At 29.9% G+C, this 22050-nt stretch carries 18 protein-coding genes; all 18 read right to left on the reverse strand.

The genetic code is table 4. The features are described from left to right. The 18 genes from AACK87_RS02895 to AACK87_RS02980 all read right to left on the reverse strand — a co-directional run bounded on the left by AACK87_RS02895 (position 1) and on the right by AACK87_RS02980 (position 22034). Positions 1–693 (reverse strand): signal peptidase II, encoded by a 693-nt coding sequence (locus AACK87_RS02895; protein WP_338971329.1) that lies wholly within the window; start codon positions 691–693, stop codon positions 1–3. A gap of 21 nt (positions 694–714) precedes the next feature. After that, positions 715–3438 carry an isoleucine--tRNA ligase gene (gene ileS, locus AACK87_RS02900; protein ID WP_338971332.1) on the reverse strand — a complete coding sequence of 908 codons (2724 nt, stop codon included), beginning with the start codon at positions 3436–3438 and terminating at the stop codon, positions 715–717. A gap of 226 nt (positions 3439–3664) precedes the next feature. Further along, the gene (locus tag AACK87_RS02905) at positions 3665–4051 is read right to left on the reverse strand and encodes a hypothetical protein (RefSeq protein WP_338971335.1); all 387 of its coding nucleotides are present in this window, start codon (positions 4049–4051) and stop codon (positions 3665–3667) included. Between the two features lie 10 nt (positions 4052–4061). Continuing rightward, positions 4062–5087, reverse strand: coding sequence for a hypothetical protein (locus tag AACK87_RS02910; protein ID WP_338971337.1), 1026 nt, complete (start codon positions 5085–5087; stop codon positions 4062–4064). Then, entirely contained in the window at positions 5087–6064 is a 978-nt protein-coding gene (locus tag AACK87_RS02915) for a hypothetical protein (RefSeq protein ID WP_338971340.1), read from the reverse strand. The genes AACK87_RS02910 and AACK87_RS02915 overlap by 1 nt, the downstream gene beginning before the upstream one ends. 15 nt (positions 6065–6079) lie before the next feature. Then, a complete protein-coding gene (locus AACK87_RS02920) occupies positions 6080–7360 on the reverse strand; it encodes an ATP-binding cassette domain-containing protein (protein ID WP_338971342.1) in 1281 nt (426 codons plus the stop codon). A gap of 21 nt (positions 7361–7381) precedes the next feature. Then, positions 7382–8338, reverse strand: a complete 957-nt coding sequence (locus tag AACK87_RS02925; protein ID WP_338971346.1) for an alpha/beta hydrolase — start codon at positions 8336–8338, stop codon at positions 7382–7384. Positions 8339–8382: 44 nt separating this feature from the next. Then, on the reverse strand, positions 8383–8724 hold the full coding sequence (sepF, locus tag AACK87_RS02930) for a cell division protein SepF (RefSeq protein ID WP_338971349.1): 342 nt from the start codon (positions 8722–8724) through the stop codon (positions 8383–8385). Positions 8725–8730: 6 nt separating this feature from the next. Then, positions 8731–10095: a cell division protein FtsZ gene (gene ftsZ / locus AACK87_RS02935; RefSeq protein WP_338971352.1), complete on the reverse strand. Its 1365-nt coding sequence runs from the start codon at positions 10093–10095 to the stop codon at positions 8731–8733. Between the two features lie 100 nt (positions 10096–10195). Further along, entirely contained in the window at positions 10196–11620 is a 1425-nt protein-coding gene (locus AACK87_RS02940) for a hypothetical protein (RefSeq protein WP_338971355.1), read from the reverse strand. 15 nt (positions 11621–11635) lie between these two features. Beyond that, positions 11636–12574 carry a 16S rRNA (cytosine(1402)-N(4))-methyltransferase RsmH gene (gene rsmH / locus AACK87_RS02945; protein ID WP_338971358.1) on the reverse strand — a complete coding sequence of 313 codons (939 nt, stop codon included), beginning with the start codon at positions 12572–12574 and terminating at the stop codon, positions 11636–11638. Continuing rightward, complete coding sequence (gene mraZ / locus AACK87_RS02950; RefSeq protein ID WP_338971361.1) at positions 12574–13002, reverse strand: division/cell wall cluster transcriptional repressor MraZ; 429 nt, start codon at positions 13000–13002, stop codon at positions 12574–12576. Before mraZ ends, rsmH begins: the two co-directional genes overlap by 1 nt. A gap of 349 nt (positions 13003–13351) precedes the next feature. Then, a complete protein-coding gene (gene rpmF, locus AACK87_RS02955) occupies positions 13352–13531 on the reverse strand; it encodes a 50S ribosomal protein L32 (RefSeq protein ID WP_338971364.1) in 180 nt (59 codons plus the stop codon). Positions 13532–13547: 16 nt separating this feature from the next. Beyond that, the gene (locus AACK87_RS02960; protein ID WP_338971367.1) at positions 13548–14063 is read right to left on the reverse strand and encodes a hypothetical protein; all 516 of its coding nucleotides are present in this window, start codon (positions 14061–14063) and stop codon (positions 13548–13550) included. 4 nt (positions 14064–14067) lie between these two features. Then, positions 14068–16476, reverse strand: coding sequence for a phenylalanine--tRNA ligase subunit beta (gene pheT / locus AACK87_RS02965; protein WP_338971370.1), 2409 nt, complete (start codon positions 16474–16476; stop codon positions 14068–14070). 15 nt (positions 16477–16491) lie between these two features. Beyond that, the gene (pheS, locus tag AACK87_RS02970; RefSeq protein ID WP_338971373.1) at positions 16492–17544 is read right to left on the reverse strand and encodes a phenylalanine--tRNA ligase subunit alpha; all 1053 of its coding nucleotides are present in this window, start codon (positions 17542–17544) and stop codon (positions 16492–16494) included. 62 nt (positions 17545–17606) lie between these two features. Next, the gene (locus AACK87_RS02975; protein ID WP_338971375.1) at positions 17607–18203 is read right to left on the reverse strand and encodes a hypothetical protein; all 597 of its coding nucleotides are present in this window, start codon (positions 18201–18203) and stop codon (positions 17607–17609) included. Between the two features lie 18 nt (positions 18204–18221). After that, the gene (locus tag AACK87_RS02980; RefSeq protein WP_338971377.1) at positions 18222–22034 is read right to left on the reverse strand and encodes an ABC transporter permease; all 3813 of its coding nucleotides are present in this window, start codon (positions 22032–22034) and stop codon (positions 18222–18224) included. Positions 22035–22050 lie beyond the last annotated feature (16 nt).

Here is a 22050-nt window from a genome sequence, read left to right on the forward strand (position 1 = left end):
CTATTCCTCTTTTTTCTTATCGGTTTTTTTATCTTCGATTTTTTTCTTAGTATTTTTGACTTCGGGTTCAAGTGCTTCGCTGTCTACTTGAGATTTTTGTGAATTTATCATTTCCTCTTCTAGACGTTTATTTTCTTTTGACTCCTTGATAAATCCTGCAATTGTTGCAGGGAAAGCCACCACAACAAAGTAAACCACAGCAACATTAACTCATAAATCAGCAATATTGAAAATATAACCATCACTTCCTAGAAAGCTAAAATCTCAGACTAGAAAATCAACAACTCCACCTTTAATACCACTACCTGGTACTGCTGGGGCTCATGCTCGAGCTAGTAAATTAGCTCAGCTACCTGCTAACAAAATTGTAATTCCTATTAATCAAAAACGATCATTTACAAAAACAAAAATTAATGACATTATCAGGGTTACCAGCGTGGCTATTGTAATCGCCAAACCGACATTATCAGAGTTCATTCCATAAGCTGCACCCGGGTTTATTATGTAGTGAAGTTTTAAAAATCCAGGGATTAAACTACCTTGTTCATTATATGACATTTTGGCCACGACTATTCCTTTTGTAATTCAGTCGATGGCAACCAAAGAAGCAAAAATTGGTAAACAAACTATTAGTTTAAATTTTCATTCATAGTTATGCTTAACTAAATATGTTTTAAAATTTTGAAAAAACAAACTCAATACCTCCTTGAAAATTTATTTCTTAATTACTAAGAAGCAACGTTCACACAAGTCTTCAGTTTTTAATGTTGAAAAAATTCCTCAACATCTCTCACATTTAAGACCTTCGCGAAGTTTTATGCTTACTTTACCTATTTTACCTATAAAATTTGGATTTGCTACTTTTTTAAATTCAACTTGACTAACAATCAATATTTGACTTAAGTCAATTATTTTACTCATTTCCTCAAATTCTTTACTAATTTCTATTTCCACTTGAGCTTCAAATGATTTTTTAATGATTTTTTCATTACGCGCTAACTCTAAGGCTTTATTAATCTCATCACGGAATTGCATGAATAAATCTCATTTTTTAACAAACGCTTCTTTGTTAATAAAGTCCTGTTTTTTAATATCTAATAAGTGAACTGATTCTTCTTTTTTAATAAATTTAATGTTATCATAAATTTCTTCACTAGTGTGAATTAAGATCGGTCTTATTGTATCAATTAAAACTCATAATTGCTCGTATAAAATTGTTTGAACTTGACGGCGACGTAAATTATCACTTTTCTCAATATACAAGATATCCTTAATAAAGTCTAGGTAAAATGCTGATAAGTCATTATTTACATAGTTATTTAATAATTGGTAAACCAAGTTAAATTGATAACTATCATAGGCTTGAATAATTTTTTGCTTAAATACTGATAATTTATGCAAGCTATATTCATCTACTTGAGTTAGTTCTTTTTGATAATTTTTACTTGGATCAAAGTCCTCTAAATTAGTTAAAATAAAGCGAATTGTGTTTCTGATTTTTCTATAAGATTCACCAACTTGTTTTAATATTTCTGGTCCAATTTTTTGATCATCAGTGTAATCTGTTGATGCAACTCAAAGTCTTAGAATATCCGCTCCCATTTCATTAGCAATTCCAATTGGGTCAATTGTGTTACCAATTGATTTTGACATTTTTTTACCCTTTTCATCATTGGTCATTCCGTGAGTGATTAATTCCTTGTATGGAGCTTGACCATCTCAAATAACTGAGTTAACTAAACTAGAGTTAAATCAACCACGATATTGGTCGTTTCCTTCTAAATAAACATCAAATGGTCGTTTAAATTCTGGGAATCTTTCTTGTAAAGCTAAATTTGAACATCCCGAGTCAAATCAAACATCTAATATGTCTGTTTCCTTAGTTAGATTTTTATTTTGTCAATTTTTTGGTAAGAAGTGATCGGCTGGTTTAGTGAATCAAACGTTTGTTCCCTCTTTGGCTAAAATATCGATTGCATAATTTACTACCTCAGAGTTTAAAACTAATTTTTCATTGCTGTCATAAAATCCAATGATAGGCACTCCTCAAAGTCTTTGACGAGAAATGGTTCATTCCTCGCGACCTTCAATTAATGATCTTAATCGGTTTTGACTTCATTCTGGTTTTGTTTTTACATTATCAATTTGCTTCACGATTTGGGGGATTACTTGTTTTAATCCTACAAATCATTGTGCAGTAGCTCTTCAAATAACTGGTTTTTTAGTTCTTCAATCATGAGGGTACGAGTGGGTAATTCATTTCATTTTCAACAGATTTTGGTTGGCTGTTAATTTTGAACCCACAATCTTATTTGCATCATCATAGAAAATCCCGATTAAATCTTTATCCTCAATAGTTTTATCAAAATAACCAGCATTATCAATTGGAGCGAATGCCTGCATTTTCTCGCGCTTAACAAGTAAATAGTCATCCTCACCAAATCCCCCAGCTGTATGAACTAAACCAGTTCCAGATTCACTTGTAACATGATCTCCTAAAACTACCTTTGACAATTTTGTCTCATAAAGTGGGTGTTGGTAAGTTGAATTTTCTAAAACTTTTCCTGTAAATGTTTCTAAAATTTTAACATCTTCTCAACCGATTGTTTCTGTAACTGTTTTCAATAAATCTGTGGAAACAACAAAACGACGTTTATCATTTTTAACTTTCACCAATGAATATTCAATTTCACTTCCCGCCGCAATTAATTGATTGGCTGGAATAGTTCAAGGAGTTGTTGTTCAGATTACGAAGTAATCTTTTGCGCTATTTTTTCAAGCCTTAGTAGTAACAACTTTAGCTGCAATATACATACTTGGTGACTTAACATCTTGGTACTCAATTTCAGCTTCTGCTAATGCCGTTTCACTTGAAGGTGATCAAAAGATCGGCTTCAAATCTTTGTAAACTAGGTTTTTTTCAACTAATTTAGCAAATAGCTTTAATTGACTAATTTCAAAACTTGGGTCTAAAGTACGATAAATAACGTTTTCGTCTGTAAAAATCCCTAAACGTTTGAAACCTTTTTTTTGATTTTCGATTTGTTCAATTGCATAATTTTTACACAAGTCTCTAAAAACCTCAGGACTCACCTTTTTTCTGTCTACTCCAGTTTTGGCGATGGCTGTTTCAATTGGTAGTCCATGAGTGTCTCATCCCATAATATATGGAGATTTATATCCACTACTATTTTTTCAACGAACGATAAAATCCTTTAAACTTTTGTTCAAAGCATGTCCAACATGGATATCTCCATTTGCATATGGCGGCCCATCATGGAGAATAAATAACGGTTTTTCGTTGTTTAATTGTAATTTCTTATTGTAAATATTTAACTTTTCTCAGCGTTCTTGAATTTTGGGTTCTTTTTCTTTCAATCCCGCTCTCATGTCAAAATCTGTATTTTGTATTAAAAGTGTTTCTTTGTAATTTGCCATTTTTGTCTCCTTATAAAATAAAAATTCACCCCATTAAGGAGCGAATTAGCGCGGTACCATCCTTGTTTGCATTAAAAATGCCTCAATTTAAAATTAGTGAATAAAAAAATCAAGTGATAGGTTTTAAAAATAAATACTAGTTCGCACCAACCACCAGTTCTCTGAAAATTATTATTTTAAAACCCTTGTCTTAACTAACTATATTATAACTAAAAAAATAATTTTGTTACATATTTTCTAATAATTCTTCTTTAATTATATGAGCAACTTTTGCGATATCGTTTTTCTCAAAATTAAATATCTTTTCATTTCTAACTAAGAAATTATCAATAACTTGCAAAAAGCTTTGTTCATCGTCTTTAAAATCTCTTAGGTTAATTAATAATTTTGTTATTGCTTGTTTAACATTATATGAGAAATCCAAAGATCTCATAATTATCTTTTCAGCATTGTGATTTGCTACATCAAAAACCTCTTTGGTTTTTGCAACCCCTTCGTCCAAATATTGGTGTTTTGCACGCAAAACTTCTAATTCTTGTCGGAGGTGCAAATTTTCATCTTGAAGAAATTTTAATTTAGCAAAATATTCATTATTTTCATTCGATGAACTCATAATAACACTCCTATTCTTTTTTATTATTCCTACTTTTATCATTTTTGTCAATATCAAATTTAACTTTATAATTAATTGAGCGCATTTTTACACGATAAACTCTGATTTCGAGTTCACGAGTTTTATTAATAGCCTCTAAAGTTTGCAAATCAGAAATTCCTTTAATTTCATCGATGTATTTCAATCCGCGAGCTTTAAACGATCTAAAGCCAGTTGCTTCAATTTGATGAAAACGATTCGTTCAAATAAAATTAATCAGAATTATCAAGGTAAAAACTATAATCATTATGATTGTTACTAAATATGGGATTCATAATTGCCCATTAAAACCAAAATCCACAGATCATTTCAGCTCTGAACCACTATAAAAATCATATTTCATATTGGGAGCGTTAACTCATGCTGCTTGAAGGACATTAATCATATATCGATGTGGTATGAAATATAACAAGATCTTTAATCACTCATATTGAATAATTAGGTGATATGGGAAACCCAAACCTAAAAGATAAGTAATAAAGAAATAAAGCAAGGTTGCTATTGCCAATATCACTTGTTGAGATTTAAAGGCAATATAAATAACATAGCTCAATAAGATTGAAATAAGTCAAATTAAAAATAAACCTGTTAATAGCATTGCTCAATTAATTTGAGATAAGTACTCTCTTTGTTCGACAAAAAATATTTGTCCAATTCCAAAAACCAACAAAGTTACAAACATACAGTTAAATAGATTAAATGAAAATATCGCAAAGAACTTAATCGAATTAGGAATTGGTGAGTTATCTAAACGTGTGCTAAATCCCTTAATTCTTCAATCCGAAATGGTTCTCAAAAATGTGCTAATAGAGTTTCTAGCAATTCCAACAGCCACAGCGGAAATCAATAAGAACGGATCATCTTGTTTAAAAGATAGCCAAATAATCAGGGTCAGAATTGTTACTCCAATTCCTAGAGAGATATTAACATAACCTTTTAGTCAGTTTTTTCATTGGAGTCGATAAAGAATTAAAATTGTTATAAAATTGTTTCTCATTATCTTGGACCCCCTTTGAATGGCTTGGGAGGTTCGCCAATTTTCTCAGCCGTTTTTCTACCTGAATCAATATTTTCAATTTCTTGAATGCTTCTAGCTTCTTTAAAACGATAAATACGGTTTAGATGTTTGTGAATTCCCGGATAACCTTTAAATCTTTTGGCATTATACGAAAACCTTTTATAAAAAATTATTGAAATTCAAATTCCTGAGATTAATATTAACAATCCAGTAACTAAGTATGGGATTCAGATTTGATTCAAATATCCAAAACCATTTTTAGCAAATGTTCCATCCCCCATTGGATAGGACATCGTGGTGTCTCCGATTCATCCCGCTTGCATTAAATTTAGAACATATCGGTGCGGGAAAAAGTAGGTTATGATATTTAAAGTGTCATTTGAGTTAATTAAATAATAAGGAACTCCTAATCCTAACATGTACATTGGAATGAAGTAAAATCAGACAAATATTGAAATTATCACTTCGTTATTTTTAAAACTAAAAGCCACAATAATTGCAATCAAATTTGATAATATAATCATTAGAAATAATGAGCTAATAAAAATTAATCAATTAACATTTTTTAACAACAAACGTTGCTCAGGAAATAACATCCCGATTCCAAATAGTAAAAAAATTACCATAAAGTTCATTACAAAATTAAAACTCAAAAGCGAAAATACTAAAACCCTTTTTGAAATTGGTGTTAGCAAGAAGGCTTTTACTAGATGTTTGTTGTTGAAATCATTTATCGTACGTCCAAAATTATACAGCGAGTTTCTAATTACAGCAATCCCGATGGCTGATGCTAGTAAAAATCTATCAGTTTCCACACCTTTATTTTTAAACATCAATCAGCAAATTAGGGTAAAAGTCGTTAAAACAACTCCCAAAACAATATTTGTAATATCTGTTCAATAATTATGAAATTGAATTTTTCAAAGTTTTTTAAAAATTATTCAATTTTTCTTCATAAAAATTCCCTCTAACTATTTTAAATTACGTTTAAACTTCTTGTAATTTCGTCTTTCAATTTTGATGGTTTTTAATTCTTTGCGAATATATTTTTGTTTCATTTTTTCCAATTCGCTTTGTTGTACATTAATATTTAAAAGTTGTTTCTTTTTGCCTCCAAAAATAATTTCATTATTTCTAAAGATTGATTTAATATTGTTATTTAAGTATTCTAAGAATTGTTTAATTTCTTTTTCAATTTTTTTTAGTTTCTGGAACTGTGAATTTCGCTTAGCAAATTTCTTAATTTTTTTTAGCTCAACTTTTGCTTTCTTATTATTTAATTTAATGAGTCTTCTAACTGCAATTACATTTTCTTTTTCCAAACTCTCATTTGACAACTCCACGATTTTATTATTTATCTCGTCGAAGTAAAATAAAGTATTCTCCACAAAAATTTCATAAGAACTCTCTTTAACAAATGGATATTTCTCAAAGATTTTTTCAATTTGTTTTTTCAAGCTAACTATTTTATTATTATAATCTTTTAAAATTGGTTTAAAGAATGGATCTGGTTTAGGCTTGATAATTTTAGAACTAATTTCATTGCTAATTTTTTTAATGTAGTTGGCAGCTGATAAGTAATTTTGCTCCAAGTCAAAGATGCTACGGTCATCAATTATGTGTCCATCATTTAGAAAAATAACTCTTGAGGCATACTGATCAATGAAATCATGGTCTGGTGAAACTATAATCAAGGTTCCGTTATAATTTTTTACAAAACTTTCAAAAAATTCAAAAATTCTTGTTCTAAAATTATAACCAATCGATGAGGAAATTTCATCCACCACTACCAATTCTGGTTTGTGAAAAAAGGCTAAAAATAAACTAAACATTTGCAAGTTAACAACGCTTAATTTAGACAAGGCTTTATTTAAAAAAGCATTGATTTCAAAAACCTCAATCAAAGTTTGAACTCAAACTTCATCTTCAATTGCGAAAATATTTCTATACAAATCAATAATATCTTTAGTGATGAAACCACTTGGTCAATTTTGATCGCGAAATTGAATTCCTACAGATTCAAAAACTGAATCTTGAGTGAAATAATAATCAATAAATCCCGCACTCTGAACCAGATTATTGGCAATAATGCTTGCCAAAACACTTTTACCACTACCATTAGCTCCCAAAAAAGCAACGATTTCATTTTGATAAATTTTTAGATTAATTTTTTTTAAGGCCCAAGCACCCTTCTTAAAAATTTTAGAGACGTTGTTTAATTCTACTAAAATGCTTTTTTCGTTTTCTTTCATTAATAAAGCTCCTTAAATTATTTATTGATTATTAATAATGAATTGATTTGAGACCTTCATATATTCATCATAGTTTTTTACAATAGCTTTTGTATGTCCCCCAGATTCAAATAATTTGATTTCATTACCAGGATTTTTTTCAGCTTTATTTTTTGCTTCATATATTTTAACACTATCTTGGTAGTGAGTAACATTATCATCGATTGTGTGAATTAACAAAATCGGAAAACTCTTCAAGTTTTTGGGGATCAACTTTAAATAGTCTAAATTTTCTAAATTAACATTTTTTTCCTCACGATAAATATCAATGATATCTTTTTTAATGACTGACAAATAATTACCAAAGATAGTTGGGGCTTGATGGCTAATTAAATATTCCAAAGCTCTTGGAGCGCTTAAAAAAGTTGAATCCGAAATACCAAATTTGATTTTGTGTTTACGGATAAACTCCTCTTCGGTAACAGAAAAATAATTCAAAGTAAATGCTCCCATACTTGTTCCTGAAATTCCAATTAGCTCCACTACTTCATTAGACCACAAATATTCAACAGCGGCTTTTAAATCTCAATTTTCTTTATATCCTAAAGTTATCACGTCGTTTTCACTATTACCATGACACCGAAAATCAAAAACCATTAAATTGTAACCTAACTCGCGATAGTTTCAAATTGAAAATAGTTTAGCAATCCCTGAACTCGAATAACCGTGTAGGCCAATGATTCACTTATTTGTCTTGACTGGATTGCGATAAATCGTTCCAGAGAGATTAATATTATCTTGTGACTTAAAACTAATATTTTCTAGTTTAATGTTTTCCCCAATGTATAAGGGGTTATCTTTGAATTGATCATCAAAGGTGGTGTTGAATAGCTTAACTAAATTATAGTTCACCTTCGTTGAAGAGTTACTCAAAAAAGCCAAATTATGAGCTTTATTAAATAAATTTATTATTTTACGGGCGATAAAACGATCTTCCATAGTTCCTCCTTAAACACAAAAAAGAGTTTATACTCTTTTTGATTCTAGTGCTGCAGTATAAATTGATAAATTTTATTATCTAGCTTACGATAATCTCCATCCAGACCATACATAACCCCTGTTAAGAAATCAATAACTCTAACCTTATCTTCGCTTGTTAATTTAGCAAAATTAACAGTTGCTTTACGAAATCTAATTAAAGCGTCGGCAATTTCTTGAATATCACTATAGCTGTTTGGTTCAAAATGTGTTGTGTGACTAATGTCAAAAACTTCATTTTCAAAACTAAAACGATTGTTTAGTGGTTTTTCATGTGCTGGTTGGTATGCTTGGTTTTGTGAATCTTTATTAACTGATTCGGCTTTTTTATCTTTTCTTCAACCCATAATTGTCTACCATTTTTTTCTTAAAAATGTTGGAAAATCTCCATCATCATCACTATTATCTAAAACTTGAACTGGACGTGATTCAGGCTTAGCACCTTCTTCGCCTTCCTTGAAACGATTCATACGGTTTTGAATCGAGACCATTTCATTTTCTTCTTCTTGAACAAAACTTGGTCTTTTTGGATCTTGTCTTTCAGTTAATGGCGTGCGACGATCGTAGGCATTTTGCAACGGTTCGTCATCAAACTCGTCATTAAAACTTTCGTTAAAAGGTTGCATATTTTGATGATTAACTTGTTGGTCATAATCATTAACGCTATTTGGTTGTGGTTGTGGTTGAATTCTTTGTTCTGGTTCAATATTTTGACGGTTGTTCATTGGTTGGAATCCTTGATTATAAGATTGATCCATTTTGCGATAGTCATCTTCAAAACCAGTAGCAATTACTGTTACAATCAACTCATCATCAAGGTTTTCATTAATAGCAATTCCGAAAATAATATTTAAATCTTCTCCACTCGCTTGTTGAACAATATCAACCGCATCATAAGCGTCATTTAGTGAGACATTTTTACCACCAGTAACGTTAACAATAGCATCCTTAGCCCCTCTTACACTTGTTTCTAAAAGTGATGAAGTAATTGCTTTGTTAGCAGCTTCAATTGCTTTGTCAGGACCTTTTCCAATTCCGATTCCAAATAAGGCATTCCCTTTTCCGCGCATAACAGTTCTTACATCAGCAAAATCTAAGTTAATAACTGAAGGAACTGCAATTAAATCAGTAATGGTTTGAACTCCTTGTTTTAGAATATTATCAGCTTCTCTAAATGATTCAGCAACAGGTATTCCTCCAATGATATCCAATAAACGATCATTTGAAATGATTATAATTGAATCAACATATTTACGCAATTCTTCAATTCCTTGAACAGCGTAAGAGTTTCGCATGCGACCCTCAAATCTGAAAGGCTTAGTTACAATCCCAATAACTAGGGCTCCAGTCTCTTTAGCGATTCGAGCGATTTCAGGAGCAGCACCGGTTCCAGTACCCCCACCCATTCCAGCGGCTATGAAAATTAAATCACTACCTGAAAGTACCTCTTTTAATTTAGCTTCGGTTTCGATAGCAGCTTGTCTTCCAATATCTGGATTAGCTCCTGCTCCTAGGCCTTTAGAGATTTCTGCACCAATAACAATCTTAGTTTCAGCTTTACTTGCAGCTAAAACTTGAGCATCGGTGTTTGCAACGATGAATTCCACGCCTTGAACGTTTTCTTCAACCATTCTATTAACGGCATTGCAACCTCCTCCACCAACTCCAACTACTCTAATTTTGGCAGTTTGGTTTAAATTTAAATTAATCTCGCTCATTTTTATTCTCCTAACTAAGTTTATTTATTAAAAAATATTATTAACAGATGATTTTTTCCGTTTGTTTTATAATACCATTTTGTTAAGCAAAATTGTCATTTTATTGAAAATTAGATCTTGACATATTTGGCATTTGTTGTAAATTTTGGTAATTATTAGGTTGACCAATTTGGGGATTTAATCTTGGTTGACCCATTTGGGGATTGAACATTGGTTGACCAATTTGGGGATTTAATCTTGGTTGACCGTGACTATGTCCGTGTCCATGAGTTGATTCTTGATGTGAGTGATTGTGTTTTGCACCTTCATTTTGGTTTAAATCAATTTCCTCCGCTTTTTCAACCCCTGTTGAAGTTTTTATTAGTTTGCTATTTTTATTTGTTATATGTTCTTGAATCATAATTCCACAAAGCGCAGTTGCTCAAATATCATTTCCCCCAATTACATCTGAATAATAGATCATTTGGTGATTTATTAAATCTTTTGAAATTAAAAGGTCCTCAAAACCAGATATTTCAGTAATTTTACCTGTGTGATAAATTTGATAATCATTATTAGTATTTTCGATAATTTCACGTTTAATAATATTGTTTAATTTGCGCATTACCCCGGAAATAGCTTCTTGGAAAATACTTTTAAATTCTCCGATTGTTAGTTCAAAGTTTTTATTTTCACTTGTTAAGTGTTTACGATATATTATTGATTCGCTTAAATTGTTTGATTTGAAATCTAAAATTTTGAAAAGGTATTTTTTAACAACATCTGGTTTAGTATAAATTTTAGCCCCAATTTCTTCAGCCATTTTATCAAGACCGACATTAATTGGTGTAATTCTTACTAAAGTTTCTTGAGCAAAAATGTTTAATGAAATATATTCTGAATCTCAGTTTACCACAAGAGATATTTTGTTTCTTAAGTCCGCAATATTAACAATTTGTCTAGCTAAAGCATATGGTTTAATTAGACAGTTCAAAACTTCATATCCCCCCATTTTTACGACTTGAAGGTGAGAGTTGTAAACTTTCGAAGGTACTGTATATACGTTTGAATACATAGCAATTTTATGAGCTACAGCCCCGATTGGAGCCACACCCTTTTTGTAGGTGTCATCAATTACATAACGAGTTGGTTTAATAGAAACGACTTTGCGACTATCTGAATAGTTAACATCTTTTGCCTCGTTATTTAAATGGTTTATATCTTGATAATTGACAATTCTTGCAGCCCCTCCATTACTAATATTTAGTGTTGATATCGCCTCTTTAATTTCAGTGTCTTTTTCAGGAACAACAACCGCAATATTTAATATTTTTTTATTGAAGTTTCTTTCGTATTCTTTAACTACACGAGCCAATAAATTTGCAGTACTTTTTAAATCGATTACTTCATTTTCTTCGTTTAATCAGTTACCGATTTCTTTGAATTTATGTAAAATTTTCAAAGTTTTATTAGCCTGGTATTTACCAGCGGCGAAACGAAATTCGTTTTTAGTTATTTCCAATGCGGCATATATTTCGTTTTTCATTTTTTTTAACTCCTTCTATCTTTTTTTAATTACTCACAATTTTGCGCTATGAGCACGGTTGTTAATTTCTAATTCTTCTTTGCTGGGTTTAATTGGTCTTTTGACAACTAGTTCAAATTCTTTTTCAGAAGCTACCTCAACTGGTAATTTTGAAATTAATTTATCTTTCTCATCAGTTGTGACATCCTTGAAAATTTTTTTAACCACTTTTTCTTCTAGTGACTGAAATGTAATAATTGCTAACACACCATTTTTATTCAAAATCTTTAAAGAACTTTTTATCCCCATTTCAAGAACTTCCATTTCATTGTTCACACAAATTCTTAGAGCTTGAAACACTTTTTTAGCGGGGTGTTTCTTTTCCTTTAACACCTTTTGAGGTAGTGCTGTTTTGATAATATCAACAAGTTGCAAGGTTGTATCAATCGCTTGTTGTGATCTTGATTCAATAATTCGATTAGCGATGCGGACCGCATAATCCTCTTCGCCATACTCTCTAAAGATTTTAATTAAATCCGAAAGTCCTCATTGATTAACAACCTTTCATGCAGTTAAATCATTGGTTTCTTGATTCATACGCATGTCAAGTTTACCATCCAAACGATAACTAAATCCTCGATGTGAATTATCAAATTGTGGTGATGAAACGCCTAAATCAAATAGTATTCCATCAACTTTGAAAACACCATTTAAAGCTAATAAGGATTGAATTTCGCTAAAATTTCCTTGCAGAACTTTGAAATTAGTACTAATATTTGCTAGTTCTTTCTCACCATAATCAATTGCAGTTTTGTCTTGATCTAAAGCATACAGTTGCCCAACTGTTAAACGCTTTAGTATTTCCTTGCTGTGGCCTGCACGACCTAAAGTTGCATCAACATAAATACCATAATCTCTAATATCGAGAATCTGAATTGATTCTTTTAATAAAACAGGAACATGATGTTCACTCATTATTTAGCTCCGCCTAACTGGTTGGCAACTTCTTCTAGGTCGGTCAAATGACCATTGCTATACTCTTCATACTTTTTAACATCTCAAATTTCAATTTTGTCTCCAATACCTAATAGCAGCACGCTTTTTGAAATTTCCGCTAAATTCAATAAATTACCTGGAATTTTAATTCTTCCAGCGTTATCAAAATCAATTTCAGCGGAATTTGAAAAAATCTGTCTTGCAACTAGTCTTGCATTAGAGTTAGTAGAACTATGTTGTGAGATTTCTTTGTATCAGATCTCAAACTCTGTTTGACTTCTAATCTCTAAACAACCTTCAAATCCTTTTGAAACATAAATGGTATCACCCAATTGGTTTCTCAGCTTTGAAGGGATTGTTAATCGAGATTTTTCATCTAAATTATGTTCAAATGTACCTAATAACACAAAATCCCCCACTTTCTCCCACTTGAAAACATTATATATCTTTTTATGGTCTTAGGCAACATTTTTGCAAATTATTTTCAAAAAAACGATAAATATTATAAAAAGTAAAAATGGTCAAAAAGCCAGTGTTTATCGGGGTTTTTGCTTGTTTTATCAACTTATATCCTATTAAAAAAAACAATATTTAATATTTTTTTATTTTATTTTTTGAACTAAAGAAAAAAACAGTGGTTTTTGGCCCCACTTTTAAACCCATATTTAAAGAATTTTTGGATATTAAATAAAAAAACTCCATCATGTTTTAAACATGATGGAGTTAAATGATTAATAATATCGCTTCTATTAAGAATTAGTTATCAATTTTAACTACTTCTTTACCTTTGTAATTTCCGCATTCTCTACATACACGGTGCGGTCTAATCATTGCACCGCAGTTTTGACAAGAAATAATTGCGTTTGAAACCAAGCTCAAGTGACTACGACGTTTGTTTTTCGCAGCCTTACTGGTCTTTCTAAATGGTACAGCCATATTTACACCTCCTATTTTATTTAATGTTTTTGTCTTTTTCTTGTAAATCAAGAAGTTTAGATCAGCGTTCATCTACGCGATTTTCTTGTTGTTCGTTAAATTGATCTTCTGATAATAAACTTCAATTTTTACCAACCTTAGAAATTGTACCATAATTATTAGATAAGTTTAAAGGAATATTTAAAAGAATTTCATCAATAATTAATTCATCTAGTAATAATTGGTCGTTTAACAACAAATTTTGTTGATCACTATATTTTTGGTTAAAAGTATACGTATCATTTCAGTTTAAACTATCTTTATGCGGGAAAACCTCGCCTGTACGTGCATCCAAAGCCATTATTTCAAAATCAATAACTCCTTGAATTTCGACATTTTCAATCATGTCTGAATATCTTATTAGACCTTTAAATTGAGCATTTTTAAACTCTGAAATTAAATACTCTTGATAGTCTCTTTCTTTTGAAACCTCAACGCTAAAATCTAATTCAATTTTCTTTTTTAAATTTAGATCTCTTTTGGTAAAAATCATCATTTTAACGTACCTTTAGCCCTAAATTATCAATATTAGCTATTATTTTGTTAAACTCATCATTTATCTCGTTATCTGATAATTGTTTTTCCAATGAATTAAAAGTAAAGTTCATGGCAATAGCTTTTAGTTGATTACTTTGTAGCTTTTCGTCCACATAAACATCAATAACCTTAAAGCCAATTAAGTGGTCAACATCTTTAATGATATCTTTAAAGAAAGAACCCAAATTTTTATCGTCTTGAATTTCAAAAGAAACATCTCTACTTGTTTTTTGAAATCTAGAAATTGGTTTCAAGTCAATCACTTTTTTAGAAATCGCTTCAATTTCACTTAAATTCAATTCCAAAATTAGTGTTCCAGCAACTTTTAAAGATTGTTCTTTTTTAGGATTTAGCTTAAATAAGAAACCGATCACTTTTTGTTCGTAACAGATTTTGGCATTAATAAAAGGATGCATATCATTATTGGATTCACTATTTCAGATAAAATCAACGTTGGATAAATCAACATTCATAATTGTTAAGATGTTTTCACAAATTGCTTTCAAGTATTCAAAACTTACAGCAATTTTAGTCTTAAAGACCTTATCATCAATTAAATCACCTGTAATGGCTATTGCTAAATGTCTTTGTCTAACTCCACTTAAATTGTAAATATCAGCAACTTCATAAAGTTTTGTGCTTTTATTTCCACGGCTTGAATTTAGTTCGACTACATCAATTAAAGACTTAGCTAAACTTTGACGATAAACCTCATGATTTTTACTAATTGGTGACATTAGCTTAATGGGGTTATTTAGCTTAAATAGGTCTCACTCGGAAACATCTTCAGCCTTGGTTAGCGAATAGGTTTTAACATTTGCATAACCAGCCCCTATCAAGTAGTTTGCTAACTTACTTTGAACATTGCGAGCTAAATTTTGTGGTTTACCAACCATAGTTAATGTTGGGGGAACTGCTTTAATATTGTCATATCCATATAGGCGCGCAATTTCCTCGATTATATCTGCTTCAAAATTTAAATCTAATCGATTTGGATCGCAAATAAATTCAAAAGTATTGTTTTTCTCACCAACTGTAGTAATTTGAAAATCTAGTTGACTAAATAGTTTTTGAATTCTTTTTAGATTAAGACCAAAACCCAAATACTCACGAATTCTTTTAGATGGCAACAATATTTTCTTAACATCAAAATCAGGTTTTTTAATATAGGCAAGTTCTTGTCTAGTATCAATAAAATCATATTTTTGTAATAAAGCTGTGGTTATTTCATTTGCCTGAATTACTAAATTTGTGCTCATCGGTTTCATAAATCTTTGTAAAACGCAATTTGATTTATTTAATAACTTTTGTTGACGTCGCATAATAATTGGTGAAATATTTAAAAATAATGCTACCAAATTCAAGCTTTTCTCTGTTGGTTGGAATTCCTTTTCAACATTGTTTCCTAAAATTACAACAACCTTGTCATCCATTGTTAGACCAATTTTTGGTTCTTTATCACTACCAAGGTTAGTAATTTTTAATGGCGCAGTTATTTTATCAGGATCCAAAAAAATTGTTGGTTGACCCGATTCAAACGCAATCAAATTAGAAAGATCTTCAAAAAAACTATCTTCTTTTTTGATTCCGCTATATTTCATCATCAATTCATCATTTGAATAAATAAATAAATTTTCTGAATCAAGTGAATAGATTTTTTTAGTTTCAAATGCTGAGTAAGCAATCATTTTAACTTCATCTGATAAAATAGTATCAATTTGAACATCTATATTAATGGGTTTTTTAACCTGGGCTATGTTATTTTTAAAATCGAAATTAAAATCACGATTGAAATAATTACCAACCTCTTTGGCTAATTGCAAGGCAGAAAGAGCATCGCTACGATTTAAAGTTAAATCCACTTCTCAAGTATAATCTTCAAAACCAATTTGCTCTAAAATTGAATCACCTGAAGACTTGTATAAGTCTTCTTTAGCGTGGATTTCATAAATACCATCAAGTTCCTTTTCGGTCTGAAATTCTGGTTTCATCCCAATTTCTGTTAAAGAACAAATCATTCCCTCAGAACTTTTACCTTGAATTTCACGTTTATTAATAGTTAAACCATTGGCAATTGTCATTCCAGGTAAAGCTGTGATTACAAATTGGCCTTCCCCAACATTGCTAGCACCACAAAGAATCATATGAGGTAAATCAGTTCCTGTGTCCACAAAGGTTGAACTTAAGTGGGTTCCTGGCATTTTTTCACAAAAACTAACTCGTCCTAAAACTAATTCATCATTTAGACCTTTATAATCGTTTTCTTCTTCGACTTCAAATCCAAGCGAATTCAAAGCAACAGAAATTTCTTCGTTTTTAATACCTTTTAGGTCAATATACCTATCTAGTCAATTTCGCGTTATAATCATTTCTTCACCCCTTCTCTAGTTACCAAAAAAATGAAATTGATTCAAAAATCTCACATCATTTTCATAAAAATCTCTAATATTTGAAATACCATATTTTAGCATAGCGATTCTCTCAACACCAACTCCAAAAGCCAGAGCTGTATTTTTTTGCGGATTAATTCCGTTAAGTTTTAAAACACTTTCGTTAAAAATTCCTGACCCTAGAATTTCAATTCATCCTGAATTTTTACATAATTTGCAGCCTTTACCTTCACATTTAAAGCAACTTAAATCTACTTCTGCACTTGGTTCGGTGAAAGGAAAATAACTTGGTCTCATTCTAATATTAACTTTCTCACCAAATAGACGCTTACATAAGTACTGTAAAATTCATTTTAAATTAGAAAATGAGATTTTTGGACCAATTAAAAAAGCATCGATTTGCATAAATTGATGCGAATGAGTGGCATCATCCACGTCACGACGATAAACGTTACCAAAACTAACAGAACCGTGTTGTTTGCTATCTGGTCCGGTTTTTGCTAGTTCACTTAAAACACGAGAAGACATATTAGTACAATGAGTTCTTAAAACTTGATTTTCGTTTACATAGAAAGTGTCTTGCATATCTCTTGCTGGATGTCCTTCTGGTAAATTCAATCTTTGAAAATTATACTCATCTGATTCAAACTCTGTTCCGTCAACCATTTCAAAGCCTAACTCTGAAAAAATCTGGCTCAATTCCTCAATTACTAGATTTAAAGGGTGTTTTGATCCAAAATTAAAATCTAGTCCTGGTAATGAAACATCAATTTTTTCAGCACTCAATTTAGTTTTTAATTCTTCTTGGTTAAACTTTTCTTGCAAAGTGTTTAATGACTCGATAATTTCAGTCTTAATTTCATTAGCGAGTTTTCCAGCTTTTTGACGTACTTCTGCATCCACATTTCTCAAATCCTGTAAAATAGCGTTTAATGGTGAATTTTTACCCATGAACTCTTTTTTTAACTCTTCAACATCGTCCTTTGTTAGTGAACTAGTTATCTTATTCTTAAAAATTTCTTGTAATTCTTTTAACTTGTCTAACATGTGATTTCTCCTTAAATAATATATTATCATTTAAAATATATTATATAAAGCAATTAAATGATTTATTTAATTGCTTTAATTTTATCTTGAATTTTTAATATAGCCTTTTTTTGTACTTCTATTAGATTTCCGAATTCTGCTTCTTCTGGTTGAATTTTTTGCAGTTTTTTTATAATTTTAATTACATGTAATATGTAATTGTTTTCTAGTTTCAAGCGCCCAACTTCATAGTAAACATCTATGTCCACTTCGCGACCTGAAATTATGATATTTTCATGGTTAATGTTATGAAAAATTCACTTTAAAAAAGTCAGATTAATAAAATTTTTAATCTGACTGTATGTGTATATCAAAAAGTCTTTATAATAATTTAATTGATCATCAAACAAGGTCATTTCATTAATCATTTTGACTCCAATTTGGTAATAATTTTGATTTAAAGCTCTTAAATCCACTAGTTTTACTTCTATTTCATCGATAAATACATTTCCAAATTTACAATTTAAATCTTTTTCAAGATACGTAACTAAATTGGGCAGATTAAAAATATTAAAATAGTCTTCGTAAGGTCAACGCATTTGAAATTTATTATAATTAATTTTGATATTTTTTTGCATAAACTTATTTACAATATCATGGTGAAAATCTAAAAAATTCATTTCTAATACCTCCAATTTTTAATTTAAGACGTTGACAATCGGTTCTTTTCTAACCTTAAGATTAGCTGTTAATCATCCAAAAAAACCAACAAGACTTAAAGCTGAAAATGTAATTAATGGTGCTCAAAAACTTCAAGGAAATTCCATTAACACTTTAGAAGAACTTCACGAAATGCTGATAACAATTTTTCAAACAATTAGGGAGAAAATATAAGATATCAAAAAAGCTATGATTGAGTAAATGACATAGTTACCCATAACAATTCAATTGACTTCCCAATCTTTATACCCAAAAGCCTTCATTACTGTAATTATATTTCTAGAACTATCTATTACAATGCTCATAATAACAATGAAAAGAATTACTAATAACAGCGAATTTAGTACCATAAAAATCGTCATCATTGAATTGATTTGAGACATCTGAGTTTTAGCAAAATCCCTGGTTAATCTTAAATATGACATTCTAGAATTCAAAATCTTCTCTGTTAGACTCGGGTTTGTTAACAAATCCGGTTCCTTAAATATTGAATTTTCAACACCAAATAGTTTATCTAAATCAATGATATCTTTAAATCAAAATCCCAAAATCGGAGCATCTAATTTAGAGTTAATAGCAATTGTATCAGTTGTTAGATTAATATTTAAAAAAGTTTGTGATAAATCGGCATTATCGATATTACCTTTATAAATTTCTTTTTGAGAATACAAGCGATTTTTAATGACCACACTATTTTCAGAATTTGGATTTAGAACTCCTTGAGAATTTACTTCAAAGAAAGTATCGTAGTCAGCAAACATTGTATCAGTATAAGTATTTGCCAAGTTTATGTCCACAACTTTAAGTCTAACAATTCCCGTAAAGCCAGGACTTGTTCTTGGTGCTGCTAAAAAAGTATCACCAACCGATAAATTATACTTCATTGCAAAAAGCTTTGAAATAATTACTTTTGTCTCGTAAATGTTATCATAACCACTGTTTTTCATTTTGTTTAAGTTATTCGAGTTAGTTAACCTAATTCTTCAGGAATTTTGGAAATCTCCATATTGATTTTCAAAATCAACTAATTCCAAGTTATTTAAAGGTAAATCTTTTTGGAATAAAGGTTTAACTCCCATACTATATGATAAATTCTCATATTTTTGATTATAAAATATTTTATTATCGGTCACAATGGTCTCAGAATTATTTTCACTTGAAAATGCTGCTGCTAATAAAATTCTGGATTTTTGGGATATGTTATTTGATTGAATATCCATCATTTCATTATTTACTTGGATTTTAAAAGCATTTCGACTAATATCTCTGGTGAAAATATTTTGATAATTTTTTATACTTTCATCAATACCATTACGGATCAATTTTATGGCAAGCTCTTGACTTAAACCCTTATTTGTCAGTTTTTGATAAATTTCATTAGCTTGTTTTATTGTACTATTTTGATAATACATTAGCATAAAAATTGTTTTAAAATCTTTAAGTTTAAAATTACTAGATTTATTATCTATTTTTTTGTTAGTGTAAAACATAATTGTTTTCTCTAAATCCGATTCATTTGTGATTAATGGGATGTTTTCGAATTTATCTGAGTCTTTTAACTTAGTAATATCAGCTTTTAAGAGTTTTTCAATGCTTGTTCCAATATTTTCCCACGGTTCTGTAGACAGACCTTTGATGATCATTTCATCACTTAACAAGTTATGACTATCTTTTAAAATGGAATTTAAAGTCATCTCCGTTATTAATGAAATTTTTTCTTGAAAGTCATCACTATTTTCATCAATCACTTGACCAAAGTTTTTTGAATCATAACCAATAAATTCTATCTTATTTTTTAAATAGCTTTCTTCATCTTCTAATTGATAACCAGTTTGGTTATTTCAAATAATATTGGGCTGTGAATCAAATTGATAAAAATGGTCAAGGTTTTGATTGTAAGGATTAGTATAACGATTATAATTTTGACTAATAAGATCCTTAGAACCCATTTGAAATAAGAAAAGCAATGATGAGATTGAAAAAAGTGATATTGTAACAAGAAATTTCCCTCTTGATCTTTGAGTAAAAGCGGCTCTTAATCGATAATTAAACCCAATTCCTTTTTGATACAAAATCTGATTAATTTTTGAGGAAATAAGTTGGGTTAAAAATACCGGGAAAATAATATAGCTTCAAATTTTTTGTCCTTTTTTTAATTCTTTAATTCGAGCTGTATTATTTATTAATTCCATTGTTGGACGATTTAAAAAATTACAAATTAAGCAATAGCTTAAAAGTGAAAATACTGCTGGAATTACAATAAATAAAAGTGTCAAGAATCAAAAACTATAGTAAATGGGTTGGACATAAAATAAAATCTGGCTTGCAAAAACTTGCAATACTAAACCTTGCACTGGCAAGGAAATTAAATAACCTACTAAAATACCCACAAATAAGGTAATTCAAACCTTAATTACAAATACTCACGCTAATTGTAGATTGCTATAGCCGCTGGCTTTAAAAATTCCCAACTGACGCAAGGAATCGTTTATCTCCTTATTTATTAAAAAATTAATAAATAAAAATGCTAACGTCAGAACCACAATGGCTATGATTATAAATAATATTGCCTCAATTTTACTTAAAATATTGTTAATGACATATCAATTATCATTAAATTTTATTAAGACATCATTTACGTTTATTCAAATTGGGTTTTCACCATTAGAATCACTATACTGACTCTCTACACTAAATGATTTATCCTGTTTTTTGATTAATGAAACATTATTTAAATTATGAATTTTTTGAGATTGGTTTTCTCAGAAGTTAAAGTAGATACTGTCAAAATCTTTGCTATTTAAATACGCAAAAAAATAGTTACTACTATTTTTTCAATTTGAATAATAATTTTCTCCTGGCGATAAAGATTCAATTGTAGATCCAAAACCCACTACCTCGTAATCTATATCAAACATTTTATTATCTTTAAATCCATAAGGTAATTTTATTTGATCTCCGATACTTATGTGATTTTTTTTAGCATATAAGTCAGTAATCATAACTTCAGGTTTTGTCACATTAAATTCAGGTAGTCTACCTGAACTCACAACTACATTACCCAATTGTTCAGAATTTTTATCCGAAATTCGACGAGTTTCAATAACTCTACCTTTTGAATTTAGTATTGGTCTTTCTTCGAAACACATTGATGGATTAAATGAAATTTTCATTTTATCCTTTAGTTCATCTCTAATATACAATTGTTTTTGTAAAAACAATTGTACGCTAGCAAAATTATCACTTTCACTTCCTATTTGTTTTTGAAAATCAGCAGAAAGAATCTCGCCATAAGTTAAATTCCTATCTTCTTGAAAATGTTGAATTGATGTTTCAATTTTCAGACCATCTCTACAGGATCTCAATATACCCATTGTGTTGTTCAAAATTGCTGTGAAACTACTAGATTTTAGATTTTCCATGCTAATTGGGGTATCGCTATCAACTTCTCCGATTTGGTGATGCAAGGACCTGTAAAATAAAGGTGTGAAAAAACCGGAATCTTGATTTGGTTGCTGCAAATTAATTTCATCATTAACTTGATAGTTTTTATGAGAATAGAAATAATTGAATAAAAAGTCTGAAGAAAAAGAATTATAGTCATTATCAAATTGTAAATCTCATTTATTTGACTTACTTTCAACATTTGATATTTTATTAGCAACTTGAACGGATGGCGCCAAAAGACCTACTGAAACAATTGTCAATAAGACGGTAAAGATTATGCTACCAAAAGATTCAATTCATGACTTAAAAAATGTCTTTAAATAACTTTTAATTATTTTATTCACTAAATTTCACCTTTTT

This window comes from Spiroplasma endosymbiont of Panorpa germanica (assembly GCF_964019765.1).
Classification (GTDB): Bacteria; Bacillota_I; Bacilli_A; order Mycoplasmatales; family Mycoplasmataceae; genus Spiroplasma_B.